Here is a 13,875-nt window from a genome sequence, read left to right on the forward strand (position 1 = left end):
CTGCTATCGAAAAGATGCGCGGGAATCTACAGAGAGAACTACTGCGGCGCGCACCGTCTGCCTGCTGGCGAGACGGCGGCTAAGGAAATCAGCGGGCGTCGTGCCAGTCAGGCCGAAAAACTGTTCGAAGATCGACTACTGCAACTGTCCAAGGCATTTGCCCCATTGACGAAAACTCGGCGAGTGTAGGCATCGGCGCACGTACTCGTCAACCCCTATTTGCAACTTTCCATGGTCGTGTTGCGCACGATCCCGCAGAGCAATCGCCTATCGTGGCCCCGTCATCCAAGCGTCACGGGAACGCGCCAACTTGTTCGAACGTGTCAGTGCAGCTTTCGCTTGCACATCGTCGAATGCTGAGCATAGAATCCGCCTGTTTTGAATTCAGGAGAGTCCTTCGTGGACGCAAGCCCTAGTAGTCGATCTTGCATGCCGGCCTGTGCCGGAACCGTCACTGCAATCTCGCGTTAGCGTCCCAGATCTCTTCTGTTGCCGCTGACTCGGATTGCCCGGGTCAGCGCGCTTCTCCCCAGGCCGATAGAGTCGGCCTCAGCAGCAGCACGCTCCCCTTGAAACGAACGCCCGCCGTGCGCGCAAAGCGCTGCGGCGTGTCGTCTGTCGAACGTTGCCTGGCTCGGCCAGGCCCAACGGGAGTAGAGCCATGTGTATCGAGCATCGCACCTACGTCGCGCTTCCAGCGCGAGTACCTTTACGCGTGCTCGGATCGTACGATCCGCCGCCCTCATTTTCGCTTGCCGATTCTCTAGCGCAGACCATTGCTCTGCACTCCTGATCGTTTCGGCACAGCCATTCAGTCGTTTTCTCAAGCCGTTGTTGGACCCCGCAGTAACGAGCGGTGCCGACGCGCGAACGCGCGGTTGGCTCAGCTCATCGATCAATCCGTTTAGAAGAAAGCAAAATGACCTCCGTTAGCACGCTCACTCAAGATATCGAAGGCCGTCCGTCGCGCCTGATCGCCCCGCTCACGAGCCTGAAGCCGACCTGTGCAGCCGCTGCGCTCGCCATCGCCATGGCCGCCCTCGCCGCACCCGCGCAAGCACAGACGGCAACGGACGCAGCACCGGCCGCATCCGCCGCCCCCGCGGCAGCCGACGCCGGCGCGAAGCCCGCACAAGCGGATGCGCAGCCCGCCGCGCCGACCGGCTTCTGGGAACGTTCGAACCTGCTCGGCGATATCGGTGGGCTGCGTACGCTGCTCGGGAATCACGGCGTCACGCTGAATCTTCAGGAAACGAGCGAGCTGTACGGCAACTTCTCGGGCGGCCTAAGCAAGGGTGCTTCCTATAACGGCGCCACGCAATTCGGCTTCAGCGTCGATACCGACAAGGCGTTCGGCCTCAAAGGCGGCCAATTCTTCATCGACGCCCTGCAGATCCACGGGCACGGCATCACGGCCGCTCGACTCAACACGCTGCAAACGGTGAGCGGCGTCGAGGCCGAACCGACGACGCGCCTGTGGGAAATGTGGTACCAGCAATCGTTCGGCGACAAGTTCGACGTGAAGGTCGGCCAGCAAAGCCTCGATCAGGAGTTCATCGTCAGCCAGTACGCGGGCACCTTCGTGAACGCCACGTTCGGCTGGCCGGTTTTGCCGTCCGCCGACCTGCCCGCTGGCGGCCCCGCCTATCCGCTGTCGTCGCTGGGCGTGCGCCTGCGCGTCAAGCCCACCGATTCGCTCACGGTTCTGGGCGGCATCTTCGACGGCAACCCGGCGCCTGGCGACGGCGATGTCCAGAAGCTCAACGCCGACGGCACGCGGTTCAATCTGCACAACGGCACGCTGCTGATCGGCGAAGTGCAATACGCGATCAATCAGCCGCCCGCAAGCGGCACGCCCGACAAGTCGAGCGGCCTGCCGGGCACCTACAAGCTCGGCTTCTGGTACAACAACAACCGTTTCGCCGACCAGCGTTTCGATCAGAACGGCGTGCCGCTCGCGAGCTCGACCACCGGCACGCCCGCCATGCATCGCGGCAACTACAGCATCTATGCCGTGGCCGACCAGATGGTGTGGCGCCCGGCCGCCGACAGCCCGCAATCGATCGGCGTATTCGCGCGCGTGATGGGTGCACCGAGCAACCGTAACCCGATCGACTTCCACGTCGATGCGGGCGTCGTGTTGAAAGCGCCGTTCAAGGGGCGCGACAACGATTCCGTTGGGCTTGCGGTCGGCTATGCGAACGTCAGCTCGAGCGCCAGTGCGGCCGATCGCGACAGCGGCGCCATTGTGCGCTCCGCCGAAACGGTGGTCGAAGCGACGTATCAGTATCAAGTCACGCCGTGGTGGCTCATGCAAGCGGACTTCCAGTACTTCTTCCGCCCGGGCGGCGGCATCGCCAACCCGGACAACGGCCAGCGCATCGGCAACGAAGCGGTCGCGGGCGTACGGACGGTGTTGACGTTCTAAAGGCCTGACGAAAGAAGCCCACATTGAGCGGGCTTCTTTCGTTCTCGCTTCTGCGCGCCTGTTCTCCGTGCTGCCATAAGCCGGCGAACAGGCCACTGCCCCTATGAACCGATTAACGGTTATCGATTAGCGCACCGTCCTCACGCGCTCGACAATCGCCTCGCGTTCCGCCCGAACGTTGGCCGACCGTGTGCGCACCAGCTCGACGACCGACGCCGGCGCCGTATCAGGACTGCCCGCATCGAACGGCGGATGCGGCGCATATTCGATCGCCAATTGCGCCGCCTGCGCCTGCTCTGCATCAAACAGTTCGCTCACGAGCGTCAACGCAAAGTCGATACCTGCCGTCACTCCGCCGCCCGTGAACAAGTTGCCGTCACGGACCACACGATCGTGAACGGCAATCGCGCCAAACGGCGCGAGCATGTCGTGGTAGGCCCAATGCGTCGTCGCGCGGCGGCCTTGCAGCAAACCGGCTGCACCGAGCACAAGCGAGCCCGTGCAGACCGACGTGACGAACCTCGCCTGCCGGGCGTGAGCTCGAATGAAATCAAGCGTCTGCGCATCCTCCATGAGTTTGCCGACCCCGTAGCCCCCCGGCACGCACAGCACGTCGAGCTGCGGACAATCGGCAAATGTCGTATCGGGCGTCATCACGAGGCCGCTGCTGGCCTTGATCGGCTCCAGCGTCTTCCAAACGAGGTGTATCGACACGTCCGACAACGACGCGAATACATCAAGCGGCCCCGTGAGGTCGAGCGCTTGAACCTGGGGAAACAACAGAAAACCGACGTGGATCGTCATGAAGCACTCCTCCGACAAGGGCGTGTATTGACGAAAGTGTACGCCTGCATCGTGTGGCAGAATTGCCAAACACCCCTCGTTTCCTGCCACTTCGCTATGCGTTCCGCCAATCGACTCCCGATCTACGTGCTCGCGTTCCCGGACGTTCAACTGCTCGACGTGTCGGGGCCGTTGCAAGTTTTCGCCACCGCGAACGAGGTCGCGCCTCTGCACGGACAAGATGTTCGGTATGCCCTTCATGTCGTCTCGGCGGAGTCGCGACAGGTGATGTCGACGGCCGGCCTGGGGCTCGCCACATCGCGTTTGCCGGCAGCAGGCAAGCGCTGCGACACGTTGATCGTCGCCGGAGGCAGAGGCGTCCGGGCAGCAAGCGAGGATGCACGATTGACGAACTGGATACGCAGGCGCGCAGCAACATCACGGCGCGTGGCGTCCGTGTGCACGGGGGCGTTTCTGCTCGCTGCGGCGGGATTGCTCGACGGGCACCGTGTGGCGACGCATTGGGCACACTGCGACGAGCTCGCCGGGCGCTATCCCGCGCTGCATATCGAGCGCGACCCCATCTTCATCAACGACGGTCCGATCTGGACCTCGGCCGGCGTCACGGCCGGCATCGACCTCGCGCTCGCGCTGGTCGAAGCAGACCTCGGGCGCGCCGTGGCGCTCGACGTCGCCCGGCATCTCGTGGTCTTCCTCAAGCGGCCTGGTGGACAAGCCCAATTCAGCACGACGCTGTCGCTACAGCATGAGGAAGACCGCTTCGGCGACCTGCATGCATGGATCGCGGAACATCTATCGGGGGACCTGTCCGTGACACGACTGGCCGCTCGACTCGAGATGAGCGAAAGGAGTTTCATGCGCCACTATCGGTCGGCAACGGGAACCACGCCTGCTCAGGCCGTCGCGCGCATTCGAATCGAAGCGGCGAGCCGATTGCTCGTCGAGACGTCGTGGTCCGTCAAGCGCATCGCTATGAAATGCGGATTCGGCAGTGAAGAGACGATGAGGCGCACTTTTCTGCGAACGTATTCCGTGCCCCCGCAGGCATATCGGGAGCGGTTTGCGTAGCGAAGCGGAAAAGAATCAATCAAAACCGCAACTCATCATGTATCCAAGGTGCGGGGTGGGCATCCCCTTCCGGGGTATAAACGGGCGCGACGATTATAGAGGCATTCCAATCTCGCGTATTGAAAACCTCCTGAATCATCTGATCTTGCCTTCTTGGATTGCCATGCGCAACGTCGGCCAGCATCCGAGGTTGCCAACCGCCACCGAACTCCCCAAGCGGGATTTGCGTCGGATCGAGCTCGACTCCAGGAGACCCCGTCTTACCGCGGAAATCTATGTTGATCACATCCCACCCCGATGTCGCCTTTAATTGAATGACAAAATCGGTGAATTGCTCGTTTTTCTCGCACATTACATTCAGCACATTGTGTTTCGCGAGACCCGGATCGATCTTGCAAAATATTGGACGGTTCTTTATGCCATGAGCGTCATCCACGTTCCACGATGCCCACGGTACTGTCGTGGGGACGATTTGATCGTCTACCCATGCGTAGCCGACCGGCAGCTTGGATAAGCCGATGGCCTCCGGATCCTCGCAAGTGCCGCTTCCCGGCGACGAGTCCGGTAACGTGGAGGTTTGAAATGGAAGAATTGCACAGACTCTGGAGTTGGCTCGATCATGCAGTTCATCACCGAGCACGATCTCGGTAACACGATCGATTTCCGCGTCGATTTCGCTATCCGGTGGAGCCTCGCTTACGGAACGTTCCGACCGGCTCGAACTTGCCGGAATCCCACAGAATTGAGCACCAAAAGTAGCGTTGCGCAATCTGTCCTGGAGGCTCATAGCGGCTGCCCGGGCTTGATTGTAGACGCGGTATGCGACGGTTGTGGCGGGGTTGGGAAGCGCGTCGATGAACCATGGCGTGGTGTTGCCATGCGTATCGGCCGGGATGTATCTCGGGTTGTCGACACGAGTATTCGGCACCGCTTCAATCTCATGTCCGTCGGCGGCGAGCCGATATTGTGTTGCGTGACTAATGAGGGTCGGCGGAATGTATCGATACGCAACCCATTCCGATTCTCCCCTCGCGGTATTCATGGCGCCATCGAGCGTCAATACTCTTGCCTGAAGCTGTCCTGTGAGCTCGCAATCTTCCATGCGATCCATCGCACGTTGCAGGCTCCTGATTACGCCAAAGAAGCGATTGGTTGCGCGTATCACATAAATCCACACCCGCCGCTCCCCAATATCTCCGGGCGTGGGTTGCAACCGCCCCCGCGCCATACGTCGCACGACCGATTCTCTGGCGGTGGTGGCGACGAACGCGCTTGAGCGTCGGGCCTCAGCTTCACTGCTTGCAGCCCTGTACATGCCCACCCCCAGGACGTGGTTGAGGAGATTCATATCGCGACCGACCGATGAGAACCCTTGGTCGAAGACGATGTCCGGGCCGCGGTCGTCGTAACGATAGAGCACTGCAGGCGGATCGGGCGGCAACGGTTGTGGCTGCATAGCCCATCCGGTGCGAATAATTGCCATCAAAATGAAGCATGAGATGGCATGTAATCTTGGGGAACGGCAGGCATTCGACATTTGAGGAGTTTCCTTAACGGCTGCGAGCCGTCGAGTAACGGGCGACGAGCCGTTTTCGAAGGCCAGCCGCTATCTATCGGGCTGGCCTCGAAAGACGGCTACATTGACAATAGATTTTGGAGACGCGAATTGTTGATCCCAACCTGCCAATTAATCGCAGCTGATGTCGACAATTCAGACTGAATGACGACATGAGTTCTCGCATTGAGTTCGCCTAATTTCAATGCCAACTACTGGCGAATCTCCGGTCGAATGGTCCCCCTGGTGCTCGGCAATGCTGGGAGCTGGCGCAGACAGTCGCTTTATGCACTGAAAATGCTTGGGACACAGCGGACTGCCGGATGGTCGTTCCTGCTGAATGCGCAAAGCGCCCCAAGTGTTTTTGGGGGGAGGGGTGAGGCGCGCAATGGCGGGACTGGCGGTGCGCTGCAGCACTGCGGGGCATCGATGCGAACCGTTATCGGGTCCGACTTTAATGCGTCTGCAAAATCGATAACCCTTGAATGCTACGTTACGCGCGGCCCAATTCGAGGCCAGCCGCTTCCTGGTGAATCCGGGAAAATTCCATAAGAAAAGCAGCCCTATCTATGTTGATTAACGCTCGAAGCATATCCTCGCCCTGTCCGCCTTAGCAACGCTGACGGTGATGACCGCATCTTCCATTGGGCGCGCGTCCCCATTGGCGAGAGACATCATCGCAGCATCGGATGGCTGATTCTGCCGCAAAGGCGCGACCGCTCTCGTACCCTAGGTCGGCACGTCGAAGTGTCGAGGTCGAGGACCAGTATTTGAAGCAATCCTGAACGACGAACTCAGTAATCCAAGACCGCTTGCTTCGGCACAATATCCAACCGCTTCATCAGAAACGCCGCGCCGACATAGCAACCGAAAGCGATGATCCCCGCGCAGGCAACGACCAACGGCCAGTCGCCATAGCAAAGATAGACCCGCTTCAAACTTTCCACGCCCACCACCATCGTCAGCAATAAAATCGAGTTGATCATCGCGGCAACCCCGCCTTTCGGCGCATCGCTCGAGAACAATGCCAATCGATAGAGTGCCGTATAGCTCGCACCGAGCCCTGCCGCGTAGACGACGAAGCCCGGCACCGCACTCGTAAAACCCTCACCGAGCAGGCGGCCCGCCACCATGACGCCGGCACCTGCGCCGACGACCGTGAGCCCACCCGCGGCGAGACGACCCAACGAAATGCGGCTGGCCAGTTGCCCGGCGATCAGGCAACTCACACTCATCGCGCCGATGACGGGCAATTGTCGCCACGCATAGGCAAGCGGCCCGAGATGTCGATTCGTCATGAAAATGACAGGCCCCAGCGCGATCCACGTCATGAACGGAATAGCAAGCGCACCGATGGCGAACGCGGCGCGGATCAACGCCGTTTCGCCGAGCAGGCGCCGGTAAGTCCGCGCAATCGTGCACAACGATAGGCGCTCGCTCGTCACCGAGGCCGTTTCGGGCATGTGCTTCGCCATGCCCAACCCAGCCACCGCGCCGACCACGGCGATCAGCGCGAAGATCGTCCGCCAGGGCGCGACTTCGAGTACGAGCGCGCCGAGAACAGGGCCGATCAGCGGAGCAAACAACGCGACGCTCGCCATCAAGGCGATGGTCTCGACTGCCTTCACCTCGTCGAACGCCTCATGAACGGCGGGATAGCCAACCGCCGCCACGAATGCCACCCCCATGCCCTGCACGAAGCGCAGCGCAATGAACGAGGGCATCGACTCGGACCAGTACATGGCCGAGCAAGACAGCACGAACAAGGCCACACCGGAGAGCATGACGATGCGCCGTCCCTTGTGGTCCGACAACGGGCCGAGCAGCCACTGCAGCGCGACATTGCCAAGCAGCGATACGGTAAGCGCCAAGGTGATCTGGCCCGGCCCCGCGCCGAACTCGCGGACCACGGTCGGCATCGCGGGCAGCGACATGTCGTTGGAAACGTAGGTGGCGAATTCGAACAGGACGAGGAAGACGGGGAACCAGAATGTCATGTAGGTGAAGGATGTAGGTAGTCGCTTGGAATGCATTTCATCATTAATAGCTCACTAAGACTAGGTCAATCGGAATGGGAACTTTCCCAGACGAACGAGGAAAACGTTGGTTTGAACGGCGAATCGAAGAAAGCCGTTTTAAGGTGTGAAAAGATAGGACTTTCAAAAAGGCACGCTAGCGCCCTATATGACGAACCATCAAATCCTCTTGATGTCCCGCCCCAAGCATCGCATCCGGGTCGCGCTGCTCGATGATCATCCCGTCGTCGCATTCAGCATCTCCAGCTATTTCCGCGGCGCTACCGATCTGGAGATCGTGGCCAGTACATCGACTGCCGACGAACTCTTCGATGTCGTCGGTCGCGGCGCGTGCGATGCGGCGCTGGTCGATTTTCATATGCCGAACGACCGCCTCGACGGTGCGTCGTTCGTCAAGCGATTGCGCTTGCACGCACCTTCACTCGCGATCATCGTGTTTTCCGCCGCTCCGGCGAACGACTTCGAAAGCGTGTGTTACCGGGCGGGAGCGAACGCGTTCGTCGAAAAGTCCGTCGACTTGTCGATGATTGCGGAGGCGGTCCGCCGTTCCATGAGTTCACCGAAGGATTTTCTGGTCGTGCGCAACGGTGCCGTCCAGGCCGCCGAGCCATGGGTCGACGACGAGCGGCTGTCCCCCAACGAAATGGAAGTGCTCCGGCACATGGCGACGGGCCTCACCGTCACGCAAACGGCGGATCGGCTCAATCGCAGCAGAAGAACGATCAGCACGCACAAGCGCAGCGCGATGCGCAAACTGCATCTGCCCGACGACCTCAGTCTGGCGCTGTTCCTGAAAGAGAGGTTCGGGCGTCAGGCCGGCAGCCGGCGCTGGAGCTGATACTCGCCGGCCGCTGGCGCTGGCGGCAACCCGGGACACGCTCAGTCCTGCTATTGCACGCCGCTGAGGCGCCCTGAACGCATTGCGCGTTCAGCAGGAAGACAATCCGTTGCGAGCCGGCACGAGGCGGTGAGCGCCGCACGATGCAATAGGCGAACGTTGCTCGCCAAGGTGGGGCGGCCGCGCCGAGCCACCAAACGAAAGGGCGGCGCATGCCGCCCAAGCCCCGCGCCGCTCAACGCGAAATCCGCTCCAGCGCCAAGCCCTTGGTTCTCGGCCCGAGGAACCCGATCACCGCCATGACGATCGCCATTGCGCCGGCAACGAACACGAACACGCCGGCCGTCCCGAAGCCCTTCAATACCGCAGCAATCGCAAACGACGTGAAGATCGCCGAGAATCGGCTCCATGAGTAGACGAAGCCGACCGCCCGTGCGCGCAGCGCCGTCGGAAACAGTTCGGCCTGATAGGCGTGGAAGCTGTACGACATGATGTTGTTCGCGAGCGTGAGCCCGATGCCGAGCGCCACGAGTGCCCATGCCGCGAAGCTGTGACTGAACAGCAGCCCACAGACGATCGCTGTGCCCGACATCGCCACGATGACGGACTTGCGCTCGAACCGGTCGGCGATCAAGAGCCCGATCAGCGGCCCAACCGGCGCGGCCAGCGCGATCAGGCTCGAGTACATGAGGCTCGTCGTAATCGTGATGCCTTGTTTGATCAGCAGTGTCGGCACCCAGTTCGCGAACCCGTAGAACCCGACCGTCTGAAACACATTGAAGATGGTCAGCATCAGCGTGCGCGTCCGATACGGCGGCACCCACATGTCCTTGAAGCCGCCGTGCCCGGCCACCGGCTCAGCGGGTGCGGGAAGCGGCAACGGACGACCGTACTCGGCCTCGACCTTGGCCTCGAGCATACGCAGCACGCGGTCCGCTTCCTCGACGCGGCCTTGCTGCGCCAGCCAACGCGGACTCTCCGGCAGCGCGCGGCGAATCCACCAGACGAAGATCGCACCGTGCGCACCGATCAACACGACCCAACGCCAACCGTCGAGCCCAAGCGGCGAGTGCGGCACGAGCAGATAGGCGAGAAACGCGACCACCGGCACGGCGGAAAAACCGACCGCCTGCTCGCACGCAAACGCACGCCCACGAATGCGCTTCGGCACGAGCTCGGAGATGTATGTGCCGATCGTCACCATCTCCACGCCAAGCCCCAGCCCCACGACGAAACGCCAGAAATTGAGCGCACCCGCGGTGTCCTGGAATGCCATCACGACGTTGGCGGCCGTGTACCACAGCAGCGACCACGTGAAAATCGCGCGGCGCCCGAATCGATCGGCAAGAAAGCCGCATGCGATCGTTCCGATGAATAGGCCCGCGAACAATGCGGCGATGAAACTGGCCACGCCGGTCGTGCCGAACAGGCCGTGCGTCGTCACCGTCAGCACGCCGCTCTTGACGAGGCCTGGAGCGATATAGCCGCTATAGAGCAGGTCGTACAGCTCGAAGAAAAAACCCAGACTCAGCAGTACGACGTATTTCCAGATACTCCGCGTGGCGGGCAAACGATCGAGCCTCGCCCCAATGGAGCCGGCATCGAGCGTGGCGTCGGGCAGCATCGCCGCGGAGGTTTGCGGGAGAGGTTGGGTCGAAGCCATAGGGTTCGCGTCTCCTGTGGTTTTGATTGATATGCCGGCCGCGAAGAAGCACGGTGGAGGGAATCTGGATTCTAAATGGCTACTGAGCCGCCCAGTTGGAGATTGCCCACGCAGACGACCCGCGCGCGATCATTTCAGACAGTGCCCGCGGGCTGCTGCTTCCCGCATGCACCCGGACGCAATGCCGCCATCCGCCTCTCGAGCATGTCGTCGAGCCGCTCGACATCGGCGACGATCGCTTGCGCCAGCGCCTGCAGCGGCAGGCCGTCCCGCTCCCGATGCTCCGCTTCGCGGCATGCTCCTTCGAGCACCGATGCGCCGATCAGCCGAATCCCGCCGCGCAGGTGATGCAACGCGGCGCTGAAACGCGAGCGATCGTCGTCGGCAACCGCCTGCCGCAACACGACGAGATCGTCGCGGTTCGCTTTCGCAATCATGCTGAGCAGCTTGATCTCCGACGACGTATCGCCGCCCACGATCCGCTCGATCGCCGAGGAATCGATCCAGCCCTCGATCGTTGCCCGTGCATCGATCGGATGTTGCAGGTGCGCAGGCTGCTGTTCTTCTCCTGGCGACGGCCGCAGCGGCGACGGATGACCGAGCAAGGCCGACAACTGGTTGGCAAGCATGGCGAGCCCCAAGGGCTTCGTGACGCACAGGTCCATGCCGGCGTCGAGCCCCGCGTGCAAGGTTTCCTGTTGCACGTTGGCGGTGCAGCCGATCACGATGGTCCTATCACGGCCCGATGCGGCCTCCGCGGCGCGAAGCTCGCGCGTCAGCTCATAACCGGTCATGTCCGGCATGAAGCAATCGGTCATGACGACGTCGAACTGCCCGGATGACCAACGTGCCAAAGCCTCGCGCGCACCTTCCGCGCAGGTCACGCCGAAACCCAGATACGCGAGCTGACGCGACAGCACGAATCGATTGGCCGGATGGTCGTCGACGATCAACGCCGAGCGGGAGGAGAATGCGTCACGCAAGCTACCGACGGGCTCGGCGTTCAACTCTTGTGCCTTGCCAAGCATGGCGTGAGGCACGCGCAACGCAATGTCGATGGTCGTCCCCTCGCCCGGTGCGCTCGCCAACGTCAACGTGCCGCCCATCAGCTCGACGAGCCGCCGGCAAATCGACAGGCCCAGGCCGCTGCCGCCGAATCGCACGGCGACCGTCGCGTCAGCCTGGGCAAACGGCTGGAACAGCTTCGCCTGGTCTTCCGTCGAAATGCCGATGCCGGTATCGGAGATGCGAAGATCGATGCGAACCTGCTCATGCTCGCGCTCGTCTTGCCGGATCGTGGCGATCAGCGAAACCTCCCCAGCCTCGGTGAACTTCACGGCATTCGACAGCAGGTTGCTCAGAATCTGACGCAAGCGCACGGGGTCGATCAGCGCGCCGAGACGTTGCGGACTGTCGACGTGCACGTTCAAGCGAAGGTGCTTCTGCCGCGCAAGTCCGCCGAACACCGTCGCGACGCTGCGCACGAGCGCGTCGCAATCGGTCGGCTCAGCTGATAATTCGAGCTTGCCCGACTCGATCTTGGACAAATCGAGAATGTCCTCGATCAGCGACAGCAGCGCGCGCGCCGAATCATGCGCCGCGTCGATCGACTCGGACTGCGCGTCAACCGTTCCGCGCGTCTCTCTGAGCAGCTCCAGCACGCCGAGCACCGCATTCATCGGCGTGCGGATTTCGTGGCTCATCGTGGCGAGAAACGTCGACTTGGCCCGGTTCGCATCTTCGGCGGACCGCATCGCAGCCCGCATGTCGGCCTCCGCCGCCTTTCGCCGCCTGATCTGCCTGCGTAGCGCGTGATTCCAAACGAAGAACAGCGCAGCCAGCGACACCGCGCCCAGTATGAGCATCAAAATGAGAGGCCGCCGCCGGTCCCACGTCGTCAGCGCGTGACGCGAGAACTGCCACCGGTTATGCAACTGGTCCATGCGCGTCAGCGGAATCGCGGCCAACGCCTTGTCGAGAATCGCGACGAGCGCGGCGTCCCCAGGCCGGACAGCAAAGGCCACACCGGCATTCGGCATGCCCGTGCGGCCGACGATGGCCAGGCTCGAGCGAAACTGCGTGCTGATGATGTAATTGGCGGTAGCAAGGTTCGTGACCAGCGCGTCGGCCTTGCCCGCCGCGACGAGACTGGCCGCGGACCAAATGTCGTGCGCGGCAACCACCGAGACCCCGAGCCCTTCCAACGCCGTGTTGCGCTTCGTCAGGTGCGGCCCCAATGCAATCTTCATGCCCCGCAGCGACGCCAGGTCGCGGTACTCGCGCCCCGGGCGCGCAACGATCACGTCGGGCGTCGACGAATAAGGCTGCGACCATCGCCAGTCACGCAGTGCCGCTTCGCCGGGCACGGAAGCGATCAGCATCGTCGTGTCGCCCCGGTTCGCGCGCGAAGCATCGATATCGATGTCGGCGAGGACAGGCTGGAATCGCAGGCCCGTTTGCGCGGCGATCAGGTCCAGCAGATCGACGCCGAACCCCATCACCGTGCCATCTTCGTTGTCGATGACGAACGGCGGATGGTCGTGGGTCACCTGGTACTTGACGACCGGGTGCTGCGCGATCCATGCGCGTTCGGCGGGTGTCAGAACCAACGTTCCCTTGAACGCGTAATGTGCGCCGAGCCCCTCCCAACGCGTGCGGATCACGGCCTTGACTTCGCTCGATATTCCGCTCAGCGCGTTGTCCAGCAATTGCACCAACGCCTCGTTGCCGCTTGCGGACGCAAAGCGGAACTCATCGACATGAACGGGCGCAAAATTCGTCACACTGACGTTCAACAGCTGGCGCTGCTCGATCAGATAGCTGATGATCGTCGCGTTACCCAAGCAGGCCTGTGCCTGCCCGAATGCCACCGCGTCGAGCGCGGCCGACAATGACGGCAGCGCCAGCAAGCGCATATCGGGGTAGGCGCGTTCGAGAAAAGCTTCGTTCACCGAACCTTTTTCGTACGCGAGTACATGATCGCCAGCATCAGCGCGAATCGCATAGTTCGGATTGTCCGCCCGTGTCGCAACGACGAACTTGTTGCCCAAATACGGCTCGCTATAGCTCAGACGTGGGCCGTCACGCGAGCGCCGTGCCGCGGTCGCGATGTCGATTCGGCCCTGTTGCAGCGCCTCGATCAATGCGCGACGGTCGGCAAAAGCGGCCACTTCGACGCGCACACGCAGCGCCGCTTCGACGATGCCCAGATACTCGGCAGAAATGCCCTCGTAATTGCCCGCGCCGTCGATCATGTCGAGCGGCCCGGCCTCGTCGGTCGCTACCACGCCTACGCGCAGCACGCCATGATGCCGCGCCAGCCATTCGCGCTGCGTGTTCGACAGACGCAGTGCAGGCACTTCGTCGTGCCAATGCGAGACCAGCTGTATGGCCGGCGCCGGCCACGCCTCGCCCGGTAGGCAAAGCGCCGACGCGACGACCCAGATCCACGCAAGCAAGCTCGATCGGCAACGAATCATCAAC

8 protein-coding genes are annotated in these 13,875 nt (G+C 62.1%); 3 read left to right on the plus strand and 5 right to left on the minus strand.

From position 1 onward, the window contains the following. Positions 1–1,030 precede the first annotated feature (1,030 nt). Complete coding sequence (locus D7S89_RS12440) at positions 1,031–2,428, plus strand: carbohydrate porin (RefSeq protein ID WP_121278304.1); 1,398 nt, start codon at positions 1,031–1,033, stop codon at positions 2,426–2,428. A 126-nt stretch (positions 2,429–2,554) separates the two neighbouring features. Here the strand turns inward: D7S89_RS12440 and D7S89_RS12445 are convergent, their stop codons facing one another. Further along, positions 2,555–3,232 carry a DJ-1/PfpI family protein gene (locus D7S89_RS12445; RefSeq protein WP_121278004.1) on the minus strand — a complete coding sequence of 226 codons (678 nt, stop codon included), beginning with the start codon at positions 3,230–3,232 and terminating at the stop codon, positions 2,555–2,557. Positions 3,233–3,328: 96 nt separating this feature from the next. Between D7S89_RS12445 and D7S89_RS12450 the strand changes: the two genes are divergently transcribed. Then, positions 3,329–4,300 carry a GlxA family transcriptional regulator gene (locus tag D7S89_RS12450; protein ID WP_121278005.1) on the plus strand — a complete coding sequence of 324 codons (972 nt, stop codon included), beginning with the start codon at positions 3,329–3,331 and terminating at the stop codon, positions 4,298–4,300. A 19-nt stretch (positions 4,301–4,319) separates the two neighbouring features. Here D7S89_RS12450 and D7S89_RS12455 read toward each other — a convergent pair whose 3' ends face one another. Both D7S89_RS12455 and D7S89_RS12460 read right to left on the minus strand, forming a co-directional pair. Beyond that, positions 4,320–5,837 carry a hypothetical protein gene (locus D7S89_RS12455; RefSeq protein ID WP_121278006.1) on the minus strand — a complete coding sequence of 506 codons (1,518 nt, stop codon included), beginning with the start codon at positions 5,835–5,837 and terminating at the stop codon, positions 4,320–4,322. 812 nt (positions 5,838–6,649) lie between these two features. Further along, complete coding sequence (locus tag D7S89_RS12460) at positions 6,650–7,852, minus strand: MFS transporter (protein ID WP_183085174.1); 1,203 nt, start codon at positions 7,850–7,852, stop codon at positions 6,650–6,652. A 187-nt stretch (positions 7,853–8,039) separates the two neighbouring features. Here D7S89_RS12460 and D7S89_RS12465 point away from each other — a divergent pair, with 187 nt between their 5' ends. After that, positions 8,040–8,729: a response regulator gene (locus tag D7S89_RS12465; protein ID WP_121278008.1), complete on the plus strand. Its 690-nt coding sequence runs from the start codon at positions 8,040–8,042 to the stop codon at positions 8,727–8,729. Positions 8,730–8,964: 235 nt separating this feature from the next. Here D7S89_RS12465 and D7S89_RS12470 read toward each other — a convergent pair whose 3' ends face one another. Both D7S89_RS12470 and D7S89_RS12475 read right to left on the minus strand, forming a co-directional pair. Beyond that, positions 8,965–10,392, minus strand: coding sequence for an MFS transporter (locus tag D7S89_RS12470; RefSeq protein WP_121278009.1), 1,428 nt, complete (start codon positions 10,390–10,392; stop codon positions 8,965–8,967). A 134-nt stretch (positions 10,393–10,526) separates the two neighbouring features. Then, positions 10,527–13,871, minus strand: a complete 3,345-nt coding sequence (locus tag D7S89_RS12475) for an ATP-binding protein (RefSeq protein ID WP_121278010.1) — start codon at positions 13,869–13,871, stop codon at positions 10,527–10,529. Positions 13,872–13,875 lie beyond the last annotated feature (4 nt).

The organism is Trinickia fusca (assembly GCF_003628145.1).
Taxonomy (GTDB): Bacteria; Pseudomonadota; Gammaproteobacteria; order Burkholderiales; family Burkholderiaceae; genus Trinickia; species Trinickia fusca.

Excerpts from the sequence above, each read along its gene's own strand:
- D7S89_RS12470 (WP_121278009.1), bottom strand. The coding sequence starts at position 10,392 with ATGGCTTCGACCCAACCTCTCCCGCAAACCTCCGCGGCGATGCTGCCC.
- D7S89_RS12450 (WP_121278005.1), top strand. The coding sequence starts at position 3,329 with ATGCGTTCCGCCAATCGACTCCCGATCTACGTGCTCGCGTTCCCGGAC.
- D7S89_RS12440 (WP_121278304.1), top strand. The coding sequence starts at position 1,031 with ATGGCCGCCCTCGCCGCACCCGCGCAAGCACAGACGGCAACGGACGCA.
- D7S89_RS12445 (WP_121278004.1), bottom strand. The coding sequence starts at position 3,232 with ATGACGATCCACGTCGGTTTTCTGTTGTTTCCCCAGGTTCAAGCGCTC.
- D7S89_RS12460 (WP_183085174.1), bottom strand. The coding sequence starts at position 7,852 with ATGACATTCTGGTTCCCCGTCTTCCTCGTCCTGTTCGAATTCGCCACC.
- D7S89_RS12475 (WP_121278010.1), bottom strand. The coding sequence starts at position 13,871 with ATGATTCGTTGCCGATCGAGCTTGCTTGCGTGGATCTGGGTCGTCGCG.
- D7S89_RS12465 (WP_121278008.1), top strand. The coding sequence starts at position 8,040 with ATGACGAACCATCAAATCCTCTTGATGTCCCGCCCCAAGCATCGCATC.
- D7S89_RS12455 (WP_121278006.1), bottom strand. The coding sequence starts at position 5,837 with ATGTCGAATGCCTGCCGTTCCCCAAGATTACATGCCATCTCATGCTTC.